Raw genomic sequence first — 22,976 nt, 5'->3', positions numbered from 1 at the left:
CCTACCGTGGTGTCAACCCTCAGTCGACACCCCCAGGAAGCGGAGGAACCCCTTCGTGCCCGAGTCCCGTGTGCCGCGCCGGCGGCGCTTCGTCGTCTGCGAACCCAGACACTTCGCCGTGCAGTACGCGATCAACCCCTGGATGCGTCCGGACCGTCCCGTCGACGTCCCGCTCGCCCAGGCCCAGTGGCAGGCGCTGGTCGACGCCTACCGCGCCCACGGTCACACCGTCGAGACCGTGGAACCCGTGCCGGGTCTGCCGGACATGGTCTTCGCCGCGAACGCGGCGGTCGTGGTCGGCGGCCGCGTCTTCGGCTCCTTCTTCCGCGCGCCGGAGCGGCGCCCGGAGTCCCTCCCCTACGACACCTGGTTCAAGTCGGCCGGGTTCGACGTCTACCGGCCCGAGTCGGTGTGCGAGGGCGAGGGCGACTTCGTGCCGGCCGGGCGCTGGATGCTGGCCGGCACCGGCTTCCGCACCACCCCGGAGGCCCATCGCGAGGCCCAGGAGTACCTGGGTGTGCCGGTGATCGGCCTGACCCTGGTGGATCCGTACTTCTACCATTTGGACACGGCGCTGTTCGTCCTCGACGACGGCACGGACGGCACCGACGGGAACGTCGCGTACTACCCGGAGGCGTTCTCGCCCGGCAGCCGCGAGGTGCTCGCCCGCCTCTACCCGGACGCGGTGATCGCCACCCGCGAGGACGCGATGGCCTTCGGCCTCAACTCCGTCTCCGACGGCCGCCACGTCTTCATCTCGCCCGGCGCCACGGCCCTCGCCGGCCGGCTGGCCGACCACGGTTACCTGCCCGTTCCCGTCGACCTGTCGGAGTTCCACAAGGCCGGCGGCGGTATCAAGTGCTGCACCCAGGAGATCCGCTCATGACCGCACCCGCGCGCACCCGCACCTCCGACGAGCTGATCCGCGCCGAGGAGCCGGTCCTCGCGCACAACTACCACCCGCTGCCCGTCGTCGTCGCCCGGGCCGAGGGCGCCTGGGTGGAGGACGTCGAGGGCCGCCGCTACCTGGACATGCTGGCCGGCTACTCGGCCCTGAACTTCGGCCACCGCCACCCCGCGCTGATCGACGCGGCGCACCAGCAGCTGGACCGCCTCACCCTCACCTCGCGGGCCTTCCACAACGACCGGCTCGCCGAGTTCGCGGAGCGGCTGGCGCGGCTGACCGGGCAGGACATGGTGCTGCCCATGAACACCGGCGCCGAGGCGGTGGAGAGCGGCATCAAGGTGGCCCGCAAGTGGGCGTACGAGGTCAAGGGCGTCCCCGCCGACCGGGCGACGATCGTGGTCGCGGCGGACAACTTCCACGGCCGTACGACGACGATCGTCAGCTTCTCGACCGACGAGACGGCACGCTCGGGCTTCGGGCCGTTCACGCCGGGCTTCCGGATCGTTCCCTACAACGATCTGGCGGCCATGGAGGCGGCGGTCGACGAGACCACGGCGGCGGTGCTGATCGAGCCGATCCAGGGCGAGGCGGGCGTGATCGTCCCCGACGACGGCTACCTGGCCGGCGTGCGGGAGCTGACCCGCCGGGCCGGCTGTCTGTTCGTCGCCGACGAGATCCAGTCGGGTCTCGGCCGCACCGGGCGCACCCTCGCCGTCGAGCACGAGGACGTGGTGCCGGACGTCGTGCTCCTCGGCAAGGCGCTGGGCGGCGGCATCGTGCCGGTCTCGGCGGTCGTGGGCAGCCGGGAGGTGCTCGGGGTGCTGCGGCCCGGCGAGCACGGCTCGACGTTCGGCGGCAACCCGCTGGCCGCGGCGGTCGGCACGGCGGTGGTGGAACTGCTGGAGACCGGTGAGTTCCAGCGCCGGGCGGCCGAACTGGGCGCGGTGCTGCGCGAGGGGCTGACCGCTCTGCTCGGCGCGGGTGTGGTGGGCTTCCGCTCGCGCGGCCTGTGGGCGGGCGTCGACGTCGACCCGGCCATCGGCACCGGCCGGGAGATCAGCGAGCGTCTGATGCGCGAGGGCATCCTGGTCAAGGACACCCACGGCTCCACGATCCGGCTGGCGCCGCCGCTGACCGTCACCGAGGACGAAGTGCGCTCGGCGCTCGGCTCCTTGGCGAAGGTCCTGGCCTCCTGACGGCCCCGGATCCCACGGCTGGGGGCGCCCGCGCGGGCGCCCCCAGTGGTCGGGTTCGGCAGTGGCTCGCCGGTTCCGTCCCGTCGTGGTCCGTCCCGGCGTGGCCTACTCGTTGGGCTCGGCCGCGCTGATGCCTCCGAGCGCGGAGCGCGGGTCGCGCTCGATGGCCAGGTCACCGATGGAGACGATGCCCACGGGGTGACCCTGGTCGACGACCGGAATGCGGCGCACCGCGTGCTCGCGCATCATCTGCACCGCGGTGTCCAGGTCCTCGTCCGGGGTCAGGGTGAAGAGGTCGGCGCTGCACGCGGAGGCAACCGTGCGCTTCTCCTGGTCGCCGCCCTCCGCCAGCGAGCGGATCACCAGATCGCGGTCGCTGACCACACCGCGCAGTTCGTCGCCCTCGCAGACCAGGACGATGCCGATGTCCTCGTCGCGCATCTTCTGGGCCGCTGCCGTCACCGAGGTCTGCGGCTCCACCGTCACCAGTCGGCTGGTCATGATGTCGCGTACGTGCTGAGCCATGACGCCTCCCTTCGTCAGGTCCTGCGGTGCCGTTCACCGCACTGCTCAGGCCGGGTACCCGGCGCGAGCGGCACCGCACATGCCCGCCCGGTCCGCGCGGCCGCATCCGCGCGGGCCGGCTCGTTGGCGCGGCGGCGATGCGGGTACACGAGGCGGGAGACGGGACTTCTTGAGGAGATGACTCCCATGCTTCTCTTCGGACTGCTTCTCCTGGCGGCCACCGCCGCGTTCACCGGCCTGGCCATCGCCGGAAACCTGTCCGGCGGGCCCGACTACACGGTCTCGGTGCTCGGCAACCAGATCGTCACCATGAACACCCTGGCGATCTTCAGCGCCGGACTCGCCCTCGCCCTGCTCTTCTGCCTGGGCCTGTCCCTGATGACCGGTGCCGCCACGCACCACCGGCGCGCCCATCGGGCGGCGCGGCAACCCGGCCGCTACGGCCGTACGGCCCCCGGCCCGATGAACGAGACCACACGCCCGGACGACCGCCCCCATCCGTGACACCGGCCGGCAGGACCGGCGTCACGGCCGGCGAGGTCAGTGGTAGGCGTGCACGACCGCGTGTCCCCTGCCCCGGCCGATCATCCACCGGTTGACCGGAGTGGTCAGCACGAAGGCCAGGGCGAGGGAGAGGACCAGCGAGACCCAGAACAGCGCGTCGGCGAGGCCCGCGTCCATGGCGCCGGGCACCCCGACCATGACGGTGTTGTCGATCAGTTCCATCACCGCGATGGACACCGTGTCCGCGGCGAGGGCGACCTTGAGCGCCTGCCGCAGGGGGACGCCCGCGCGGAGCACCCCGCGCACGGTCAGCGCGTAGCCGAAGACGAAGGCCAGTGCGATCGAGACGGTGACCGTGGCCGCGTTGTGCAGCCCGGCCGCCGTCCCGACGACCATGCCGAGCACCTCGCCGATGGCGCAGCCGGTGAGGCAGTGCAGCGTCGCCTGCGCGGCAGTGCGCCAGGAGGCACCCGCGCCGGCCGGAGCGGCCGGCGCGTGAGGGTGCCCCTGGTGGTGTCCGTGGTGTTCATGCTGGTGTTCGTGCGGGCTTGCCGGGTGTGTCATCGTCGCTCTCCCCTGTCGGCGCTGATGCGGCCCCGCCTGCTGACGAAGCCCTGCACCACACCGGAACAGCATACCCCCCAGGGGTATTCCGGTATCCCCCTCAGGGGCGTTCCTCTCGGCTCTCCTGGTGCCGGTGCCGGCGCCTGCGCCGCAGCACATGCCGGGCGATCAGCGCGGCGACGAGGACGCCGATCCCGGCGAGCACGAATGCCTCGTACCGCTGGATGGTGTCGTAGACGGCGTTGATGTGCGTGCCGGCGAAGTACGCGAGGGTCACCCACAGGCCCACCCACAGCGCCGCGCCGAGCGCGTTGAAGGCGAGGAAGCGGCGCCAGGGCATGCCGGTGGTGCCGGCGATGATGCCGTTGGCCTGGCGCAGCCCCTCGATGAAGCGAGCCACCGTGACGATCTTGCCGCCGTGCCGGGTGAAGAACCGCTCGGCCGCCTCGAACCGCTCGGGTGTCAGGAAGACGTACCTCCCCCAGCGGTGGACGAAGGCGCGCCCGCCGAAGTGGCCGATCAGATAGCCGATGTTGTCCCCGACGACGGCGGCCAGAAACCCGATCACGCCCACGGCCACGACGTTCAGCTCACCCGCGCCGGCGTACACGCCCGCGGCGATCAGGATGGTCTCGCCAGGGGCGGGGACCCCGAAGTCCTCCACCAGGACCACGCCACCCACGGCCCAGTAGCCGTAGTGGCTGAGCAGCGGCGCCAGGTCCTGAAGCGGACCCGGAAGCGGAGGGGCCATACGGCCCACCGTACGTCGCCGGGCGCGCGGGATCCGGCAGGCGCCGCGCGCCCGGTTCCGCGGGCCCGGTTCCTCGCGCCGCCCCCGCACATGCACTTGCGCCCCCACGGCACAGAGGTCGACCTGCGAGAACGCCCCCGTTTGCTCGGCAGCGAACGTTGTGCGAACCGTGTCAGCGGAAGGCCGCGACGCCGGTCAGTGCCTGGCCGAGGGCGAGGGTGTGCATCTCGGTCGTGCCCTCGTAGGTGAGGACGGACTCCAGGTTGTTCATGTGGCGGATGACCGGGTATTCGAGGGAGATTCCGTTGGCGCCCAGGATCGTCCTGGCCGTGCGGCAGATCTCGAGGGCCTCGCGTACGTTGTTCAGCTTGCCGAAGCTGATCTGCGCGGGGTGGACGCCTTCCGCGGAGTCCTTCAGATCGGCCAACCGCAGCGCGGTCATGGTCGACTTGTGCAGTTCCAGGGCCATGTCGACCAGCTTCTGCTGGGTGAGCTGGAAGGCTGCCAGAGGCTTGCCGAACTGTTCGCGCTGGGCCGCGCAGTCGGCGGCTGCCTGCCAGGCCGAGCGGGCCGCGCCGGTGACCCCCCAGACAATGCCGTACCGCGCCTCGTTGAGGCAGGTGAGCGGTGCGGAGACGCCACGGCCTGGGGCAGCATCGCGGATGCGGGCAACCGGACGGCGTCCAGCACGAGTTCGCTCATGACACTGGCCCGTAGCGACATCTTGTGCTTGATGAGGGGCGCGGAGAGGCCGGGGGTGTCCGTCGGTACGACGAAGCCTCGGATGCCGTCGCCGTGCGTGCCCAGACGACGGCGACCGCCGCCACCGGGCCATTGGTGATCCACATCTTGCGCCCGTCGAGGATCCAGTCGCCGCCATCGCGCCGGGCGCGCGTGCGCATCGGCGAAGGGTCGGAGCCGTGGTCGGGTTCGGTCAGGCCGAAGCATCCGATGGCCGTGCCCGCCGCCATACGCAGCAGCCATTCCTGCTTCTGCTCCTCGGAGCCGAACCGGTGGATCGCGAACATGGCGAGGGAACCCTGTACGGAGACGAAGGAACGCAGGTCCGAGGAACAAGCCTCCAGCTCACGGCAGGCCAGTCCGTACGCGAGAGCGGACATTCCCGAGCAGCCATAGCCGTCGAGGTGCATACCGAGCAGGCCCAGCTCGCCGAAGTCGCGGGCGAGTTCGGTGAGGGTGGGGAGGTCTCCCTGCTCGAACCAGCCGGCGATGTGCGGCTGCACCTTGTCGTCCAGGTACTGGCGGACCGTGTCGCGCACGGCCCTGTCGGTATCGGTGAGGAGGGACTCCACGCCGAGCGGGTCGGCCGGGTCGAGGGCAGGGAAGGGCATGGTCGGACTCCTTACGGTCACGGGCCAGGGCGGCTTGGAGTTCGGCGTTGAGGGCGACGCGGTGGGTGACCCGGTCGCGGTCGGTGGCGAAGCGCGGATCGTCCGCCCATTCCGGGTGGCCGAGCGCCTCGCACAGCCGGCTCTATGGACGGGCCGATCACAGTCCACGCCCTCCATGCCCAGGGGCCCGGTGGATGGCTGCACATACCCGACGGCTGGCCCGTCGACGCCATCGGTTTGTCGTTGGAGGACAAGAATCCCGACATAGGGATCTTCAAGCCTGGCAGCGGTAAGGACCCCGATTCGGTCGAGCCCGGATGCCATGTAGGGCCGAAGGACTACGCCTGGTTCCAGCGCGCATTGGCCCGTGTCGAGGCCGCAGGCGTCACAGCCTTCGCAGGTGATGGCGAATCCACCGCGGCGCTTCTCAATGCACGGCAGGGCAGCGACTTGTTCCGGGGGGTTCGCACGCCGCCGCCGGCAGCGACCAGGACCAGAGCTACACATGGCTGGGCGAGAAATTCGAAGGCACGGACCATGTCTTCCGACTCATCGGGGAAAGGGTCCAGGCGTTCTCCGGTGTCGCGGCCGGCATCCTCTCTGCCGTGGTCACCAGGAAGAAGCCCGAGCGGCACCCCGACGTGGCCGCCTACCGGGAACGCGTACACGCATGGAGGGCCAAGAGACGCGGGACGTCCTGGGACCGCACATGGAACGGCGTCGTCTCCATCAGCCCGGAGGGCACCGTACTCGCCATGCGCAAGCTCCGGTCTTCCAGAACGAGTGACGGAGGGCTTCGTGCATCGGCGCCACCCCGAGAGGCATGCGGCAACCGGAACTGACCGCCCGTCAGTGAACTCGGCAAAGGGTCAGCATGGGCCCTGCCGAACACGGTTACAGATGACTACAGTCACACTGGCGCCCACTGCCGCAATCCTGTGGCTGACCTGCGAAGACGCCGGTATGAAGCGGTCCTGGTAAGAGTAAGGAGCGAGCCGTGTTCTACTACCTGCTCAAATACGTGCTGCTGGGACCGCTGCTCCGGATGGTCTTCCGGCCACGTATCGAGGGGCTGGAGCATGTGCCGGACTCCGGCGCGGCCATCGTCGCGGGCAACCATCTGTCGTTCTCGGACCACTTCCTGATGCCCGCGATTCTCAGACGGCGCATCACCTTTCTGGCGAAGGCGGAGTACTTCACGGGCCCGGGCCTCAGGGGCCGCCTCACGGCCGCCTTCTTCCGCAGCGCCGGGCAGATCCCCGTCGACCGCTCCGGGAAGGAGGCCGGCCAGGCGGCGATCCGGGAGGGCCTCGGGGTGCTGAGCAAGGGGGAGTTGCTCGGCATCTATCCCGAGGGCACCCGATCGCACGACGGCCGCCTGTACAAGGGCAAGGTCGGCGTCGCCGTCATGGCGCTCAAGGCGGGCGTCCCCGTGGTGCCGTGCGCGATGATCGGTACGTTCGAGGCCCAGCCCCCGGGCAAGGTCGTCCCGAGGATCCACCCGGTCGTCATCCGCTTCGGCAAGCCGCTGGACTTCTCCCGCTACGCCGGGATGGAGGACGAGAAGGCGGTCCTGCGCGCCGTCACCGACGAGATCATGTACGCGATCCTGACGCTGTCCGAGCAGGAGTACGTCGACCAGTACGCGGCCGTGGCCAAGGCCGAGCAGGCCGCCGCCGCGGGCGAGAAGGAGCGCCGGTTCCCGCGTTCGCCGCTGGGTTGACCCGGGCCCAACCGACGACAACGCGGCGAGGCGCGGTGCCAGGCGCCGCGAGCCCGGCATGATCGGCCAAACACCAGCCAGCCGCGTCACCAACCTGTCCGGCCAGCACACCTAGGCCGAGGCGGTACGGCGAAGGGGCGCCCGGGCATCCCGGCCGCCCCTCACCGCGTGCGTCCGCCCGTTACGGCTGCGGGGTCGCGTGCGGAGTGCAGGTCACGTCCGACCCGTCCACCTTGCCGGTGAGCAGGTAGGCGTCCACCCGGCTGTTGATGCACGGGTTGACCAGACCGGTGACTCCGTGGGAGCCCGCGTCCTTCTCGGTGATCAGGCGGGAGCCCTTGAAGCGCTTGTGCAGTTCGACGGCGCCCGGGTACGGGGTGGCCGCGTCCCGCGTGGACTGCACGATCAGCACCTGCGGCAGGCCCTTGCCGGTCTTGACGTTCACCGGGGTCTGCTGCTGAACCGGCCAGGTGGCGCACGGCAGGTTCATCCAGGCGTTGGACCAGGTCAAGAACGGGTACTTGGCGTTCAGCCGCGTGTTGTCCTGGTCCCACTTCTTCCAGCTGGTGGGCCACTTGGCGTCGGTGCACTCGACGGCCGTGTAGACGGCGTTGCCGTTCTCCGAGGAGATGTTGCCCGCGGTGTCGGACATGTCGGGGGCGGCGGCGTCGACGAGCGCCTGGGTGTCACCGGCGAAGTACTTGCTGAACACCGTCGCCACCGGCACCCACGAGGAGTCGTAGTACGGGGCGCTCTGGAAGAAGCCGAGCAGCTCGGCCGGGCCGACGACCCCGCCGATCGGGTTCTTCTTCGCGGTGGCGCGCAGCTGGAGCCACTTGGCCTGGACGGCGTCGCGGGTGGTGCCCAGGTGGAAGCTGGCGTCGTTCTTGGCGACCCAGTCCTCCCAGTCCTTCCAGCGGCCCTCGAAGGCGACGTCCTGGCCCAGGTTGGCCTGGTACCAGATGTTCTCCTTCGCCGGGTTGACGACGCTGTCCACGATCATCCGGCGGACGTGGCCCGGGAAGAGCGTGCCGTAGACGGCGCCGAGGTAGGTGCCGTAGGAGACACCCAGGTAGTTGATCTTCTTCTCACCGAGCGCGGCGCGGATGACGTCCAGGTCGCGGGCGGTGTTCGGCGTGGTCATCTGCTCGAGCATGGCCCGGCCGGTGCGGTCCAGGCAGCCGTCGGCGTACTCGCGGGCCAGCTTGCGCTGGGCGAGCTTGTCGGCCTCGGAGTCGGGCACCGGGTCCATCTTGGGTGCCTTCACGAACTCCTGCGGATCCATGCAGGAGATGGGCGCCGAGTGGCCGACACCGCGCGGGTCGAAGCCGACGAAGTCGTAGGCCTTCGCCACGTTGGCCCAGACCGGGTTCTTGGCGGTGACCCGGGCCGGGAAGCGCAGGCCCGAGCCGCCCGGACCACCCGGGTTGTAGACGAGGGCGCCCTGGCGCTCCTGCGGGGTGCCGGTGTTGCCGATGCGGTCGACGGCGAGCTTGATCTGCTTGCCGAAGGGGTGCGCGTAGTCGAGCGGCACGGAGACGTAGCCGCACTGGATGGGCTTGGCCAGTCCCCAGTCGGCGGGGCAGTCCTGCCAGTCGATACCGGTCTTGGCGGCGTGGGCGGCGGCGATCGCCGCGCCCACCGCCTCGCGGTCCTGGCCGCGGCGGCTGTCCGCGCTGGCCGCGGGGGCCGACACGGCGCCGGCTATCAGGGTCGCCGTGACCAGCGCACCGGCCGAACCGAGCGCCATGACCCGGCTCTTCGGTCTGATGTCCCTCAAGTAGGACCTCCCCGTACATCGTTACGAATTGGGTACGGGGGATCCTTCCGGCTGTGAGGTCCCTGAGAACAGGGGTCGTTGACCTTCTTTGCCAATCCGATAACCGGCGCGGATTGTTCCGCTCAGCGGAGATCCGGCGCCGGTTCCCCGGCCGTCGCCGGGCCGAGGGCCGCCAGTGCCTCGTCGAGCAGACGGCGCAGCAGCAGCGCGTCCGGCGCCACCGCGCTCACCAGCGCGGCGGGCCCGGCGAGCGGGACCAGCACGGCGCCCTCGCCGAGCATGCGGGCCGCCACCGGTGTCCGCGCGAACTCAGGGCGCACCACGACGAGCTGTCCCACGGCCCGGTGTCCGGCCAGCACGGCGGGCCCGTCCCAGCCGGCCGGCGCGCCGGGGCCGCAGCACAACTCCTGGTCGAGCACGGCCCGGCCGCCGATCCGGACAGTGAGACGGCTGGTGAGCCGCCCGGGGGTCTCCCCCGCCCGGCCGAGCACCTGTTCCTCGCGCAGGACGAGACGAGCCGTCGGCGCCAGGTCGACGCGCGTGGTGACCCGCAGGTCGCTGGCGCGTGCGGAGATCAACTGCTCGGGCAGCCAGTGCAGTTCGCCACCGTCGGCCACGGTGAGCCGTACGTCGTACCGCGCCTCGCCCGGGGCCTGCCCCGGCAGCGCGAGGGTGGCGGCGGCCGACCCGATCCGCAGCCGGGCCCCGCTCCCGACCCGTGCGTCGACGGCGAAACGGTCACCGCCGAGCGGTCCGCTCATCGCGCCGACGAGCAGGACGTGCGCCTCGGCGCCGCTCCCCCGCGTCCGCCGCGGCGCGAGCGGTCCCTCGCCCTCCAGCACGCGCAGGGAGGTACCACCACGTCCGTCGTCCCGGGCGACGATCCGCGCGGCAGCCCGGACGCCGGCCGCCGAGGCGGTGGCAGCGGCTGCCGAGGCGGTGGCAGCGGCCGCGTTCGGGGCCACGGCCGTCATGCCGTCCACGCCGCGAGCCGTGCCCGCACCCAGGCGGCGACCTCGGACGCCCCGGTCTCGCTCCGCAGCGACTGGAGGACGACCGGCAGTTCGCCGCGCGCGGCCTTCGCGTCGGCGGCCATCCGCCCGAGGTCGGAGCCGACGTACGGCGCGAGGTCGGTCTTGTTGACGACGAGCAGGTCGGCGGTGGTGACACCGGGACCGCCCTTGCGCGGGATGTCGTCGCCGCCGGCGACGTCGATGACGAAGATCTGCGCGTCGACGAGCCCCTTGGAGAAGGTCGCGGTGAGGTTGTCCCCGCCGGACTCCACGAGGACCAGGTCCAGCGGACCGACGGCGTCCTCCAGGTCCTCGACGGCCTCCAGGTTCGCCGAGATGTCGTCCCGGATCGCCGTGTGCGGGCAGGCGCCCGTCTCCACGGCCGTGATCCGCTCGGGCGGCAGCACCGCCTCGCGCAACAGGAACTCGGCGTCCTCGCGCGTGTAGATGTCGTTGGTGACGACGGCGAGCGAGAACTCCTCGCGCAGCGCCCGGCACAGCGCGGCGACCGTGGCGGTCTTCCCGGACCCCACGGGCCCGCCGAGCCCGATCCGCAGCGCCCGCCGCCTCCCGTCGGGCCGATGCGCATCGGCGCTCGGGGCGGGGGTGGTGTGGTGGGAGTGATCGAGATGCATGAGATGGCTCCAGTACAAGCAGCCCGGTCGGGGCATGTCAGCCCGTCCGGCGTTTGAGGACGAGGCCGTTCAGGACGATGGGGGTCTGTGGGGGCGAAGCCCCCAGGGTCGGGAATGGGAAGGGGCGGCGGGGGCGAACTCCCCGGGACGGACGGACCCCAAACGGGCCTACGACGCGAACAACCGCACCGGCCAGGCCGCATGCGCCTCCGCCCCGATCTCGAGCAGCGGCGCCGACGCCGCGGGCAGCGCATCGACCCCGTCGACGGCGGCAAGCCGCGCCGCGCTCACCGCCCGCTCGACCACCCCGTCCAGCTCGGGCGCCAGCCGCGCCAGCACACCCGTCGCGTCGAACGGATCGAGGCCGAGCAACCGCACCGTCGCCGTGGCCGGCCCGCTCACGCTCTCGTACGCCGCACAGTGCGCCGCGTCCTCGGGCCCCAGCCCGGCCGCCCGCGCCGTCAGCCCGAGCACCACCGGCTGATGGGCCCCTTTGGGGAACGCCCGTGCCACGGTGTCCAGTTCGGCCGTCGGCCAGGTCGCCCGGGCGGCCCGCATCAGCTGCCGCCCCAGCTTGCGCGCGGCCACCCGCAGTGCCGGTGACGGGGTCCGCGCGTCCGCCGCCGCGTCGAGTTCGGCCGGGTCGTGCCCGAGCGCGGCGGCCGCGGCGAGGGCGGCGGCGACCAGCCCGGTCGTCTGTAGCCGGCCACGGCAGAAGTCCGCCAGGTCCGCCGCTGAGGTGATGCGCCCGGCCCTGACGGCCGCCTCGGCCCCGCCGGAGTGCGCGTGCCCTCCGGCGGGAAAGCGGCCGTCGGCCAGGACGAGAAGTGCCGCTCGTGACATACCGGCACCCTCAGAAGAGGAAGTAGCGCTGGGCCATGGGCAGTTCGGCGGCCGGTGTCGCCTCGACCAGCTCGCCGTCGATGCGGACGGCGAAGCTGTCCGGGTCGATGCGGACGTCCGGCCGAGCGTCGTTCTCCCGCATGTCGGCCTTGGTCACCCCACGCGTGGAGGCGATGGCGACGAAGCGCTTGCCCAGCCGGAGCCGCTCCGGCAGCCCGTCCTCCAGCGCGAGCGGAGCCACGAAGTTGAACGAGTTGGACGCGGGCGCCCGTCCGATCGCGCCGTACATCGGGCGCGGCAGGATGGGCTGCGGGGTCGGGATCGAGGCGTTCGCATCACCCATCTGGGCGTACGCGATCTGCCCGCCCTTGATGACCAGCAGCGGCTTGACGCCGAAGAAGGCGGGCTCCCACAGCACCAGGTCGGCGAGCTTTCCGCTCCGGACCGAACCGATCTCGTGGTCCAGGCCCTGCGCGGCGGCCGGGTTGATCGTGTACTTGGCGACATATCGACGTACGCGATGGTTGTCGGCACGACCGTCGCCCGGCAGCGCTCCCCGGCGGCGCTTCATGACGTGCGCCGTCTGCCAGGTCCGCAGGATCACCTCGCCGACCCGGCCCATGGCCTGGGAGTCGGAGGAGATGATCGAGATCGCGCCGAGGTCGTGCAGGACGTCCTCGGCGCCGATCGTGGACGGGCGGATCCGCGACTCGGCGAACGCCAGGTCCTCCGGCACGGCGGGGTTGAGGTGGTGGCACACCATCAGCATGTCGAGGTGTTCCTCGGCGGTGTTGACGGTGAACGGGCGGGTCGGGTTGGTGGAGCTGGGCAGCACGTTCGGCTCGGACACCACGGTCATGATGTCCGGCGCGTGTCCGCCGCCCGCGCCCTCGGTGTGGTAGCTGTGGATGCCGCGCCCGGCGATCGCGGCGAGCGTGTCACCCACGAAACCGGCCTCGTTGAGGGTGTCGGTGTGGATGGCGACCTGGATGCCGGTGCGGTCGGCGACGGTGAGCGCGGCGTCGATGACGGCGGGCGTGGAACCCCAGTCCTCGTGCAGCTTCAGGCCGAGCGCCCCGCCGCGGATCTGGGAGAGCATCGCCTCGTGGGAGACGGTGTTGCCCTTGCCCAGCAGGCCGATGTTGAGCGGGTACGCCTCCAGCGCCTCCAGTGTCCGGGCCAGGTGCCACGGGCCGGGGGTCACGGTGGTCGCCTTCGAGCCCTCGGCCGGGCCGGTGCCGCCGCCCACCAGGGTGGTGATGCCGGAGGCGAGCGCCTCGTCGGCGACCTGGGGGCAGATGAAGTGGACGTGCGCGTCGACGGCGCCGGCGGTGAGGATGCGCCCGTTGCCCGCGATGATCTCGGTCTCCGGGCCGAGGACGAGGTCCGGGTGGACGCCGTCCATGGTGTCGGGGTTGCCCGCCTTGCCGATGCCGGTGATCCGGCCGTCGCGGATGCCGACGTCGGCCTTGACGACGCCCCAGTGGTCGACGATGACGACACCGGTGATCACCGTGTCGGGGGCGCCGTCGGCGCGGGTGGCCCGCGACTGTCCCATGGACTCGCGGATGACCTTGCCGCCGCCGAAGACGGCCTCGTCACCGGCGAGTCCGGGGCCGCCGCAGCGGTCCTCCTCGATCTCGACGACCAGGTCGGTGTCGGCGAGCCGGATGCGGTCGCCGGTGGTGGGGCCGAACAGGTCGGCGTAGGCGGCACGCGAGATCTCAGGCATCGAGGGCACCCCCGATCCGGCCGCGCAGCCCGGGCACGATGCGGGCGCCGGCGAGCGGGACGAGTTCGACGTCGACGGGGATGCCGGGCTCGAAGCGCACGGCGGTCCCGGCGGCGATGTTCAGCCGCTTGCCGTGCGCGGCGGCACGGTCGAACTCCAGGCCGGGGTTGGCCTCGGCGAAGTGGTAGTGGGAACCGACCTGGACGGGGCGGTCGGCGGCGTTCAGCACGGTCAGCCGGGTGACCTCGCGGCCCTCGTTGTAGACGATCGGGCCGTCGGCGAACAGGATCTCTCCGGGGATCACGGCGGTCCTCCCCCTCAGACGATCGGCTCGTGGACGGTCACGAGCTTGGTGCCGTCGGGGAAGGTGGCCTCGACCTGGACGTCGTGGATCATCTCCGCCACGCCGTCCATGACGTCGTCCCTGGTGAGCAGCTTGCGTCCGGTGGACATGAGCTCGGCGACGGTACGGCCGTCGCGGGCGCCCTCGAGGATGTGCGACGTGATGAGGGCGACCGCCTCCGGGTGGTTCAGCCTCAGCCCTCGGGCCCGGCGCTTCTCGGCCACGTCGGCCGCCACATGGATCAGCAGCCTCTCTTGTTCGTGCGGGGTCAGTTGCACGTACCCACCTCACAGTCCTCGCTCCGGACCGTGCGGGGTCCGGTTGCCGCAGCCACCGCGACGGGAGACAGGTCTAACACACGGACGCATGGCCCATTTCCGAACATCCCGGACGGAAAAACCGCAGGTGGCGTGGAATGCGAGGCTAGTTCGCCGGAGTTTCGTCGACGTTAACCAGACCTTGATCATTTCATGACCGGCGTATGAGCCGGCCCATACGCGGCGCGCGACGGAGGTCCGGCCACGACGCGGGGTGCGGCCGGAAGGCGATCCGCTAGCGGGGCTCCGGTCCCCGGTGCTCGGCCGTGATGCCGAAGCGGTGCTGTTCGCGCGGGGCGGGGGCGACGTCCCGGACCTGGGAGACGGCGCCGATGACCTGCTCCCCGGCGGGCTCCTCGCACTCGCCCTCCAGCCGTTCCAGGTCGGCTGCGGAGACCAGGGCGACCAGAGGCTTGCCGTGCCGCGTGACCACGACGCGCTCACCGCCGTACACCACGCGGTTGATCAGATCGGCGAGCTCAGCCCTGGCTTGCGTCACCGGAATCTCGTAGGCCATACACCCACCTTACGGGGCGTTCGCGGTCGCCCTCAGGGCTCGGAACGGCCCACGGGCAGGCCCTCCGCGTGCCGGTCGAGCGCCCGCCTCAGCTCCTCCAGCTCGGTGTCGGACAGCGCGCCGCCCTGCGCGAACTTCAGGACGTGTTCGGCGACCGTGCGCACCTTGGTGTTCGTGCGCTGCGAGACCTCCCGCAGCACCCGCCAGGCGTCGTCGGGCGGCACCCCGGCGAAGGCCACCACCGCACCGATGGCCTGGTCGATGACGGCGTGCGAGGTCACGGCGTGCCGCAGCTGGCCGATCTCCTCGTGCAGCCGCTCGTGTTCCAGCACGAGATCGGTCACGGAGAGCGGCTGGAGGGGATGCCACCGGGAAATCGCGAAGAACGCCATGGAGATCTCCTGGGTCGTCGAGCGGCCGGAGTTCCATCTCCAGCTTGCTCCAGGAGCCTGCCGAGCACGACCGGAGACAGAATCACCGCGCCATCCCCGACTGCATTCCCCATCGACGCACGTACGTCCTGTACATTTTTTACAGATCTCTTTCTGGAGGGATGCGCCATGAACCGACCGTCCGACCACCACGTCCTGCCGGAGTTCACCGAGCTCACGAGCGCCGGACGACGCACGCTGGATCCGTACGCCAAACTCCTGGAGGAACGGATCGTCCTGCTCGGCACGCCGATCGACGACACCTCGGCGAACGACGTCATCGCACAGCTCGTCCACCTCGAGCACCAGAACCCCGACCGGGACATCTCGCTGTACATCAACTCGCCCGGCGGCTCCTTCGAGGCCATGGCGGCGATCCACGACACGATGGCCTTCGTCGCCTGCGACGTGGCGACGGTCTGCCTGGGCCAGGCCGTCGCCACCGCCGCCCTGCTGCTGGCCGCGGGCGCGCCGGGCAAGCGGTCCGCGCTGCCCGGGGCGCGGATGGTGCTGCGGCAGCCGTCGCTGCCCGAGCCGGTGGAGGGGCAGGTGTCGGACCTGACGGTCCGGGCGGAGGAGCTGCTGCGCGTGCGGGCCCGCCTGGAGGACATGCTCGTACGGCACACCGGGCGCGCCCCGGAGCAGGTGGCCGCGGACCTGGACCGCGAGCGGATCCTGGACGCGCGGGGCGCGCTGGAGTACGGGCTGGTGGACCGGATCGTCCCGGGCCGCGACGCCGTACGGACCGCACCGGACGCGGGATGAGCCGTCGATGCTGCCGCCCGAGCTGCCGCCGCTGCCCGCGCTGACCCGCGCCGAGGCGGAACTGATCGACCGTTACCTCGACGTGGTGGACCTGCTCGGCCGGATCAACCCGGGCCGGTCCGGCGACACCTACCGGGGCCTGAGGGCCGCCCAGGCCCTGGTCGGCAGGGCGGCCGAGCTGCGCGACGCGCTGACGCTGATGCACCAGCGGGGCGAGACGGAGCTGCACGCGGCGACGCTTGCGCGGGCGCTGCGGATCCTGGACGGCGACCGGCGCACATCCCGTGTCACCGTGCCCCCCGACGGCCCGAGTTGACGCCCCCACAGCCGCACAACAGCCGGACGAGGGGGACACGGCGCGCGCAGATAGACCGGAACGGACCAAATGACGTACCGCCTTTCGGTGGAAACGACCTTCCTTTCTCGGGGCCGCAGCGGTTGCGCAACGCGCCTGCCCCACTTGGCGCAATGAGGTGTTACGGCGCTGGTCCGGGCCTCACCCCGGAAGGCGACAGACGTTCGAAGGCATGGGTGTCCACCCGAACGGATGAGTGGTGAGTAACAACACAAATCCCCGGTTCCGTTGGGATTTTCGGACATCCGTGAGCCAAGATCCCTGTCTGACGACAAGCCCCCGCCGCAGCGGCGGGGCGGTCCGGGCGGACGCCGAGTCCTGCCGCCGCCCGGACGACCGGTCGACGGCAGTGGATCGGCAGGAGTGGAGGACCCGAGCACGACGGGTCGCCGGTTCGGTCACGCCATGGCCGGGTCGAGCAGCCCTTGGGGTGAAGCCGCGTCCGACGCGGCCGGGCTACTTCGCCAGCCCGAATCCGACAGGTCATCCTTCACAGGCGGCTGACGAAGGGTTGCGCATGACTGCGCTCAATCGTGTCCCGTCGTTCATGGCCCGGGCCGGCACGGCCTCGGCCCTGACCATCGCCGCCGTGGGTGGCTCGATCGTGGTACCGGGCTTCGCACCGGACGCCTCGGCCGCGACCCTGGCGACGAAGGCGCTCAAGATCGCGGCGTCCAAGAAGGGCTCCCCCTATCAGTGGGGAGCGACCGGTCCGCGCAGGTTCGACTGCTCCGGGCTCACGCTGTACTCGTTCAAGAAGGCGGGCAAGAAGCTGCCGCGCACGGCCGCCCAGCAGTACAACAAGACCCGCCACATCTCCTCACGCAGCCGCAGGGCCGGGGACCTCGTGTTCTTCCACTCGGGCTCGTACGTCTACCACGTCGGCATCTACGCCGGCGGCGGCAAGATCTGGCACGCCCCGAAGACCGGGGACGTCGTGCGGCTGCAGAAGATCTGGACCCGGAGCGTCTGGTACGGCCGGGTCAGCTGACGAGCCCGAGGCGGTGGCGGGGCCGTTGGGCCACCGCCACCGCCTCGGGCTGCCACGCATCCCGTCAGCCGCGCCGGCCGCGCCCGCCGGGCCGGCCCCTGCCCGCGCCCGGAGGGCGGGCGAGACCCCTCTACGACTCCCGTCTGCCCGCCGTCGTCACCGGGCGGTCCTCGAAGGTCCACGGGAGCTCGATCCAGACCGTCTTGCCGCCCTCACGAGTGGGGCGCACGGTGAGGGTGCCGCCGCACTCCGCGGTGAGCCACCGGATGATCACCATCCCCCGGCCGTTGTCCTGCTGGACGGCGGCCGGCAGTCGTTTGGGGAAGCGCGGGTGGCTGTCGGTCACCCCGATGCGCAGCTGTTCGTCACGTTCCAGGACCAGGTCCACCGTGAAGGTGGGTGACTGCCCGAGGGTGTGCTGTACGGCGTTGGTGGCGAGTTCGGAGACGATGAGCCGTACGGTCTCGGCGGTCTCCGTGTCCGACGGCAGGCCCCACTCCGTCAGGGTGCCCACCGCATAGGTTCGGGCGGCGGCGACCGAGGCGGGATCGCTCGGCAGAGTGACGGATGCTTCCAGATGGTCTGCCATGGCGACGTCGTCCCTTTCCCACGGGACCGGGGTCCGACACGGAGCGGATGGTTCGAGTACGGTCCCGGACTGGTGCTTCGCCGTCAGACTGCCACCACAGGGCCGGTCACGGGTGGCGATCCACCAAGATGTGCATATATCTGTCGCTCGAAGCGGTGAACTGTGCGACGGCAGAGCGGATTTGGCGCGGGTTTGCGGAGGCTGTCACCGGGAGCCCGGACGGAGTAAGGAGCAGTCGATGCAGCACGGTCCCGCGGTGCGCCGCCGCAAGCTGGGCGCCGAACTGCGCGCGCTGCGCGCCGGTGCGGGCCTCACCAGTGGTGAGGCGGCCCGACTGGTGGGCTGGCACCAGTCGAAGGTGAGCAGGATCGAGACCGGCGCGAGCGGGGTCAAACCGGCCGATGTGCGGTTACTGCTGGACGCCTACGCGGTCCGCGACTCCCAGCTGCGCGATCTGCTCATGGTGCTGGCGGGCTCCGACGACGGCGACGAACGGCAGCACTGGTGGCACGCCTATCGGGGCGTACTGCCGCCGACGTACCGGGACTTCATCAGCCTGGAGTCACAGGCCACCGCGATGCGCACCCTGGAGACCTCGGTGGTCCCGGGGCTGTTGCAGACCCCGGAGTACGCCCGCGCGGTGACCCGGGCGGCCGTGGACGGACCCGACGACGACCGGCTGGACGCCCTGGTGGAGGTGCGGCTGGCCCGGCAGGACGTGCTGCGGGCCGATCCTCCGCTGGAGCTGCACGCCGTGCTCGACGAGGCGGTGCTGCGCCGGGAGGTCGGCGGGCCGGAGGTGATGGCGCGGCAGCTGGAACGCCTGACCAGGGCGGCGCGACTGCCCCAAGTCCGGCTCCAGGTACTGCCGTTCGCCGCCGGGGCGCATATCGGCATCACCGGTCCTTTCGTAATCTTTTCATTTTCGAACACTTCTGATCTGGACGTCGTTGTTCTCGACCACTTGACGAGTAGCCTCCATCTCGAACGGAAAGAAGACCTAGAGGCCTACACCGAGGCCTTCAACTCCCTTCGGTACCACGCGCTTTCGATCGAGGACTCGCTGGACTTCATCGCCGCGATACACCACGACAAGTGACGGCACGGCACGCAACCGCGTAAGGAGGCACCATGTCCGCTTTGCTGGGGCACGTACCTTCCCCTACCGATCTGCACGGTGTGCGGTGGCTGCGCAGCAGCTACAGCACGGGAGCCAACAACTGCGTCGAGACGGCCCGGCCGGCCTCAGGGCCGTGCGAAGGACTGCTCGCCGTGCGCGACTCCAAGGACCCGGCCGGACCCGCACTGCTCTTCTCCCCTGAGAGCTGGGCGGACTTCACGGCCGCGGTGCACCGCATCTGAGGTCCGTATCCGGTGGCGCACGGCCGTGTCACGCCGACTCATGGCCGCGTTTCGCCGATCACCCGTACCGCGCGTTCGATCTGAGCCCCGGAGAGGTCGGCACGGGCGGTCAGCCGGAGCCGTGAGATGCCGTCGGGCACGGAAGGAGGACGGAAGCAGCCCACGGCCAGGCCCGCCGCACGGCAGTCGGCCGCCCAGCGCACGGCGCTCTCCGGGGACGGCGCGCGCACGGAGACCACCGCGGCGTCCGGGCGTACCGCCTCGAGCCCCGCGGCGGTCAGGCGTGCGTGCAGTTCGGTCGCCACCGTGCGCGCCCGCGCCGCCCGCTCCGGCTCGCGGCGCAGCAGTCTCAGGGCGGCCAGGGCCGCCCCTGCCGCGGCGGGGGCCAGGCCCGTGTCGAAGATGAACGTCCGGGCCGCGTTGATCAGGTGTTCGATCACCCGGGCGGGTCCTAGCACGGCCCCGCCCTGGCTGCCGAGCGACTTGGACAGCGTGGCCGTCACCACCACGTCGTCGGCGCCCGCCAGCCCCGCTGCGTGCGGGGCGCCGCGACCGCCGGGGCCGAGGACGCCCAGGCCGTGGGCGTCGTCGACGACCAGTCCCGCGCCGTGCTCCCGGCACGCCATCGCGAACTCGGCGAGCGGGGCCGCGTCGCCGTCGACCGAGAACACCGTGTCGGAGACGAGGACCGCCTCGCCGGCGTGGGTGCCGAGCGCCTTGCGCACGGCCTCCGGGTCGGCGTGCGCGACGACCTGTGTGGTGGCGCGGGCCAGCCGGCAGCCGTCGATGAGCGAGGCGTGGTTGCCCGCGTCGGAGACGATCAGCGAGCCGTGCGGCGCGAGCGCGGTGACCGCGGCGAGGTTGGCGGCGTATCCGGAGGAGAACACGAGCGCAGCCTCGAAGCCGCAGAAGTCGGCCAGCTCGCGCTCCAGTTCCGTGTGCAGCTCGGTGGTGCCGGTGACGAGCCGGGAGCCGGTGGAGCCGCCGCCCCAGGTACGCGCCGCCGCGGCGGCCGCTTCGGTCACCTCGGGGTGGCGGGCCAGCCCCAGGTAGTCGTTGCTCGCCAGGTCCAGCAGCGGCGTGTCGGCCGGGCGAGGGCGCAGGGTCCGTACGAGCCCGGCCCGGCGGCGTGCGTCCGCCTGCTCGTCGATCCAGCCGAACGCCATGGCTCCTCCGGGCTTTTGTAGGCAGTGCACAGACACTAGCCGGACGACCAGCCGGGCATCGTGTGGCAATACCCACACGTCGAACCGTCTGTAGTTGTGCAGACTCTCCTTGGCCCGGGCCGCTCCCTTAGGACAGGATCAACTCTCATGGACCTGCTGAACACGCTGGTGGACAAGGGGCTTCGGCGCGAGCTGCCGACCCGCGAGGAAGCTCTGGCCGTGCTGGCCACCTCCGACGACGACCTGCTCGATGTGGTGGCGGCGGCCGGAAAGGTGCGTCGCCACTGGTTCGGCCGACGGGTGAAACTCAACTACCTGGTCAACCTCAAGTCGGGCCTGTGCCCCGAGGACTGCTCCTACTGCTCCCAGCGGCTCGGCTCGAAGGCGGACATCCTCAAGTACACCTGGCTCAAGCCGGACGAGGCCTCGGAGGCCGCGGCGGCCGGGCTGGCCGGCGGCGCCAAGCGGGTGTGCCTGGTGGCCAGCGGGCGCGGTCCGACCGACCGTGACGTGGACCGGGTCTCGGAGACCATCAAGGCCATCAAGGACCAGAACGAGGGCGTCGAGGTGTGCGCCTGTCTCGGGCTGCTCTCCGACGGCCAGGCCGAACGGCTGCGCGAGGCCGGGGCCGACGCCTACAACCACAACCTCAACACCTCCGAGGCGACCTACGGCGACATCACCACCACCCACACCTACGCCGACCGGGTGGACACGGTGACCAAGGCGCACGCGGCCGGGCTGTCCGCCTGCTCCGGGCTCATCGCCGGCATGGGCGAGAGCGACGAGGACCTGGTCGACGTGGTGTTCTCGCTGCGCGAGCTGGACCCGGACTCGGTGCCGGTGAACTTCCTGATCCCGTTCGAGGGCACCCCGCTGGCCAAGGAGTGGAACCTCACCCCGCAGCGCTGCCTGCGGATCCTCGCGATGGTCCGGTTCGTCTGCCCGGACGTGGAGGTCCGGATCGCCGGTGGCCGCGAGGTGCATCTGCGCACGATGCAGCCGCTCGCGCTGCACCTGGCCAACTCGATCTTCCTCGGTGACTACCTGACCAGCGAGGGCCAGGCCGGCAAGGCCGACCTGGAGATGATCGCGGACGCCGGATTCGAGGTGGAGGGCGCCGACCAGGTGACGCTGCCGGAGCACCGGGCGTCCGGCGGCTGCCACCAGGACGCCTCCGATGGCTGCCACGACGGCGCCTCCGGTGGCTGCCACGACGGCGGCGTGTGCGGTACCGCCGCCGACGCGGCCCCGTCGGTGAACGAGCCCCGCACGGATCTGGTCGCCGTACGCCGCCGGGGCGCCGGAACGGACCTCGCACCCAATGCCTGATCTGCCCGGCCGGAGCGTGTCCGGGCTGCTGGAGCTCGACCGGCGGCACGTGTGGCACCCGTACGGCCCGATGCCCGGCCGTCAGGAACCGCTCGTCGTGGAGTCGGCGAGCGGGGTGCGGCTGAAGCTCGCCGACGGTTCGGGCGAACTGGTGGACGGCATGTCGTCCTGGTGGGCCGCGATCCACGGCTACAACCACCCGGTGCTCAACGAGGCCGTCCACGCCCAGCTGGACCGGATGAGCCATGTGATGTTCGGCGGACTCACCCACGAGCCGGCCGTCCGGCTCGCGAAGCTCCTTGTCGACATGTCGCCCGACGGCCTGGAGCATGTCTTTCTCGCCGACTCCGGCTCGGTCTCGGTCGAGGTCGCGGTCAAGATGTGCCTGCAGTACTGGCGCTCGCTGGGCCGCCCGGCCAAGCGGCGGCTGCTGACCTGGCGGGGCGGCTACCACGGCGACACCTGGCAGCCGATGTCCGTGTGCGATCCCGAGGGCGGGATGCACGAGCTGTGGACCGGTGTGCTGCCGCGTCAGGTGTTCGCCGAGGCGCCACCGGCCGAGTACGACGAGGCGTACGCCACCCGTCTGCACGAGCTGATCGAACGCCATGCCGGTGAACTGGCCGCCGTGATCGTCGAACCGGTGGTGCAGGGCGCGGGCGGAATGCGGTTCCACTCCCCCGCCTATCTGCGGGTGCTGCGCGAGGCGTGCGACGCGCACGACGTGCTGCTGGTGTTCGACGAGATCGCGACCGGGTTCGGCCGCACCGGCACGCTGTTCGCGGCGGAGCACGCGGACGTGGCACCCGACGTGATGTGTGTGGGCAAGGCGCTGACCGGCGGTTATCTGACGATGGCGGCGACGCTGTGCACCGCGCGCGTGGCGGACGGGATCTCCCGGGGCGAGGTGCCGGTGCTGGCGCACGGTCCGACGTTCATGGGCAATCCGCTGGCGGCGGCCGTGGCCTGTGCCTCGATCGAACTGCTGCTCGGCCAGGACTGGCGCGCGGAGGTCGAACGGATCGAGACGGGACTGCGGGCGGGTCTGGCCGAGGCGGCCGGGCTCGACGGGGTGAAGGACGTACGGGTCCTCGGCGCCATCGGGGTCGTCCAGCTCGACCACGCGGTGGACATGGCGGCGGCGACCGGGGCCGCCGTCCGCGAGGGCGTGTGGCTGCGGCCGTTCCGGGACCTGGTGTACACGATGCCGCCGTACGTCACGGGCGACGACGACGTGGCACGGATCGCCCGCGCGGTCTGCGCGGCGGCACGGGAGGGATGAG

Annotated in this window: 25 protein-coding genes, 2 pseudogenes and 1 riboswitch; of the genes and pseudogenes, 11 read left to right on the top strand and 16 right to left on the bottom strand. The window is 71.3% G+C overall.

Features of this window, described 5'->3' with window-relative positions:
* Positions 1-55 precede the first annotated feature (55 nt).
* Together ddaH and rocD are read left to right on the top strand one after the other, a co-directional pair.
* The gene (gene ddaH / locus IE318_RS06475; RefSeq protein WP_189897439.1) at positions 56-886 is read left to right on the top strand and encodes a dimethylargininase; all 831 of its coding nucleotides are present in this window, start codon (positions 56-58) and stop codon (positions 884-886) included.
* The gene (rocD, locus tag IE318_RS06470) at positions 883-2,103 is read left to right on the top strand and encodes an ornithine--oxo-acid transaminase (protein ID WP_189897437.1); all 1,221 of its coding nucleotides are present in this window, start codon (positions 883-885) and stop codon (positions 2,101-2,103) included. Before ddaH ends, rocD begins: the two co-directional genes overlap by 4 nt.
* Positions 2,104-2,208: 105 nt before the next feature.
* Here rocD and IE318_RS06465 read toward each other — a convergent pair whose 3' ends face one another.
* A complete protein-coding gene (locus IE318_RS06465; protein WP_189897435.1) occupies positions 2,209-2,628 on the bottom strand; it encodes a CBS domain-containing protein in 420 nt (139 codons plus the stop codon).
* A gap of 186 nt (positions 2,629-2,814) precedes the next feature.
* On the opposite strand from IE318_RS06465, the gene IE318_RS06460 reads away from it, so the two are divergent.
* A complete protein-coding gene (locus IE318_RS06460) occupies positions 2,815-3,132 on the top strand; it encodes a hypothetical protein (protein ID WP_037869204.1) in 318 nt (105 codons plus the stop codon).
* A 36-nt stretch (positions 3,133-3,168) separates the two neighbouring features.
* Here IE318_RS06460 and IE318_RS06455 read toward each other — a convergent pair whose 3' ends face one another.
* The 4 genes and pseudogenes from IE318_RS06455 to IE318_RS46840 all read right to left on the bottom strand — a co-directional run.
* Entirely contained in the window at positions 3,169-3,696 is a 528-nt protein-coding gene (locus tag IE318_RS06455; protein WP_189897432.1) for a DUF4396 domain-containing protein, read from the bottom strand.
* 100 nt (positions 3,697-3,796) lie between these two features.
* On the bottom strand, positions 3,797-4,447 hold the full coding sequence (locus tag IE318_RS06450) for a DedA family protein (protein WP_189897429.1): 651 nt from the start codon (positions 4,445-4,447) through the stop codon (positions 3,797-3,799).
* A gap of 172 nt (positions 4,448-4,619) precedes the next feature.
* A pseudogene (locus IE318_RS06445) lies at positions 4,620-5,799 on the bottom strand (acyl-CoA dehydrogenase family protein).
* 19 nt (positions 5,800-5,818) lie between these two features.
* Positions 5,819-5,935, bottom strand: a pseudogene (locus IE318_RS46840) (CoA transferase); the annotation flags it as partial.
* An 861-nt stretch (positions 5,936-6,796) separates the two neighbouring features.
* On the opposite strand from IE318_RS46840, the gene IE318_RS06435 reads away from it, so the two are divergent.
* A complete protein-coding gene (locus tag IE318_RS06435; protein WP_189897427.1) occupies positions 6,797-7,522 on the top strand; it encodes a lysophospholipid acyltransferase family protein in 726 nt (241 codons plus the stop codon).
* A 181-nt stretch (positions 7,523-7,703) separates the two neighbouring features.
* Here the strand turns inward: IE318_RS06435 and IE318_RS06430 are convergent, their stop codons facing one another.
* The 9 genes from IE318_RS06430 to IE318_RS06390 all read right to left on the bottom strand — a co-directional run bounded on the left by IE318_RS06430 (position 7,704) and on the right by IE318_RS06390 (position 15,094).
* On the bottom strand, positions 7,704-9,272 hold the full coding sequence (locus IE318_RS06430) for an alpha/beta hydrolase (RefSeq protein ID WP_373311087.1): 1,569 nt from the start codon (positions 9,270-9,272) through the stop codon (positions 7,704-7,706).
* 152 nt (positions 9,273-9,424) lie between these two features.
* Complete coding sequence (locus IE318_RS06425; protein WP_189897422.1) at positions 9,425-10,276, bottom strand: urease accessory protein UreD; 852 nt, start codon at positions 10,274-10,276, stop codon at positions 9,425-9,427.
* Positions 10,273-10,950 (bottom strand): urease accessory protein UreG, encoded by a 678-nt coding sequence (gene ureG, locus IE318_RS06420; RefSeq protein WP_189897420.1) that lies wholly within the window; start codon positions 10,948-10,950, stop codon positions 10,273-10,275. Before ureG ends, IE318_RS06425 begins: the two co-directional genes overlap by 4 nt.
* Positions 10,951-11,118: 168 nt before the next feature.
* Entirely contained in the window at positions 11,119-11,793 is a 675-nt protein-coding gene (locus tag IE318_RS06415; RefSeq protein WP_189897417.1) for an urease accessory protein UreF, read from the bottom strand.
* A 10-nt stretch (positions 11,794-11,803) separates the two neighbouring features.
* Positions 11,804-13,525 carry an urease subunit alpha gene (locus tag IE318_RS06410; RefSeq protein ID WP_189897414.1) on the bottom strand — a complete coding sequence of 574 codons (1,722 nt, stop codon included), beginning with the start codon at positions 13,523-13,525 and terminating at the stop codon, positions 11,804-11,806.
* Positions 13,518-13,829, bottom strand: a complete 312-nt coding sequence (locus tag IE318_RS06405; protein WP_030178055.1) for an urease subunit beta — start codon at positions 13,827-13,829, stop codon at positions 13,518-13,520. Before IE318_RS06405 ends, IE318_RS06410 begins: the two co-directional genes overlap by 8 nt.
* A gap of 14 nt (positions 13,830-13,843) precedes the next feature.
* A complete protein-coding gene (locus IE318_RS06400; RefSeq protein ID WP_030178057.1) occupies positions 13,844-14,146 on the bottom strand; it encodes an urease subunit gamma in 303 nt (100 codons plus the stop codon).
* 274 nt (positions 14,147-14,420) lie between these two features.
* Complete coding sequence (locus IE318_RS06395) at positions 14,421-14,702, bottom strand: type II toxin-antitoxin system Phd/YefM family antitoxin (protein ID WP_189897412.1); 282 nt, start codon at positions 14,700-14,702, stop codon at positions 14,421-14,423.
* Between the two features lie 32 nt (positions 14,703-14,734).
* Positions 14,735-15,094: an ANTAR domain-containing protein gene (locus IE318_RS06390; RefSeq protein WP_189897410.1), complete on the bottom strand. Its 360-nt coding sequence runs from the start codon at positions 15,092-15,094 to the stop codon at positions 14,735-14,737.
* Positions 15,095-15,262: 168 nt separating this feature from the next.
* On the opposite strand from IE318_RS06390, the gene IE318_RS06385 reads away from it, so the two are divergent.
* The 3 genes from IE318_RS06385 (at position 15,263) to IE318_RS06375 (ending at position 17,244) form a co-directional block, all read left to right on the top strand.
* Positions 15,263-15,898, top strand: a complete 636-nt coding sequence (locus IE318_RS06385; RefSeq protein WP_189897408.1) for an ATP-dependent Clp protease proteolytic subunit — start codon at positions 15,263-15,265, stop codon at positions 15,896-15,898.
* A 7-nt stretch (positions 15,899-15,905) separates the two neighbouring features.
* Positions 15,906-16,214 (top strand): hypothetical protein, encoded by a 309-nt coding sequence (locus IE318_RS06380; RefSeq protein ID WP_189897406.1) that lies wholly within the window; start codon positions 15,906-15,908, stop codon positions 16,212-16,214.
* A 416-nt stretch (positions 16,215-16,630) separates the two neighbouring features.
* Positions 16,631-16,767: riboswitch (cyclic di-AMP (ydaO/yuaA leader) on the top strand.
* Between the two features lie 3 nt (positions 16,768-16,770).
* On the top strand, positions 16,771-17,244 hold the full coding sequence (locus IE318_RS06375) for a C40 family peptidase (protein WP_030178066.1): 474 nt from the start codon (positions 16,771-16,773) through the stop codon (positions 17,242-17,244).
* A gap of 130 nt (positions 17,245-17,374) precedes the next feature.
* On the opposite strand, the gene IE318_RS06370 is transcribed toward IE318_RS06375, so the two are convergent.
* The gene (locus IE318_RS06370; protein ID WP_030178068.1) at positions 17,375-17,833 is read right to left on the bottom strand and encodes an ATP-binding protein; all 459 of its coding nucleotides are present in this window, start codon (positions 17,831-17,833) and stop codon (positions 17,375-17,377) included.
* 238 nt (positions 17,834-18,071) lie between these two features.
* Here IE318_RS06370 and IE318_RS06365 point away from each other — a divergent pair, with 238 nt between their 5' ends.
* Together IE318_RS06365 and IE318_RS06360 are read left to right on the top strand one after the other, a co-directional pair.
* Positions 18,072-18,932, top strand: a complete 861-nt coding sequence (locus tag IE318_RS06365; protein WP_030178070.1) for a helix-turn-helix domain-containing protein — start codon at positions 18,072-18,074, stop codon at positions 18,930-18,932.
* A gap of 32 nt (positions 18,933-18,964) precedes the next feature.
* Positions 18,965-19,195 carry a DUF397 domain-containing protein gene (locus IE318_RS06360; RefSeq protein WP_030178071.1) on the top strand — a complete coding sequence of 77 codons (231 nt, stop codon included), beginning with the start codon at positions 18,965-18,967 and terminating at the stop codon, positions 19,193-19,195.
* Positions 19,196-19,233: 38 nt separating this feature from the next.
* Here IE318_RS06360 and IE318_RS06355 read toward each other — a convergent pair whose 3' ends face one another.
* Positions 19,234-20,361, bottom strand: coding sequence for an 8-amino-7-oxononanoate synthase (locus IE318_RS06355; protein WP_189897404.1), 1,128 nt, complete (start codon positions 20,359-20,361; stop codon positions 19,234-19,236).
* Between the two features lie 147 nt (positions 20,362-20,508).
* Here IE318_RS06355 and bioB point away from each other — a divergent pair, with 147 nt between their 5' ends.
* Together bioB and IE318_RS06345 are read left to right on the top strand one after the other, a co-directional pair.
* The gene (gene bioB, locus IE318_RS06350; RefSeq protein ID WP_189897401.1) at positions 20,509-21,693 is read left to right on the top strand and encodes a biotin synthase BioB; all 1,185 of its coding nucleotides are present in this window, start codon (positions 20,509-20,511) and stop codon (positions 21,691-21,693) included.
* Position 21,694: 1 nt separating this feature from the next.
* Complete coding sequence (locus IE318_RS06345) at positions 21,695-22,975, top strand: adenosylmethionine--8-amino-7-oxononanoate transaminase (protein WP_373311085.1); 1,281 nt, start codon at positions 21,695-21,697, stop codon at positions 22,973-22,975.
* The last annotated feature ends 1 nt before the right edge of the window (position 22,976 follow it).

Origin of the sequence: Streptomyces spiralis (genome assembly GCF_014654675.1) — a bacterium.
GTDB classification, from domain to species: domain Bacteria; phylum Actinomycetota; class Actinomycetes; order Streptomycetales; family Streptomycetaceae; genus Streptomyces; species Streptomyces spiralis.
This window is presented reverse-complemented; position numbering and strand designations above follow the sequence as displayed.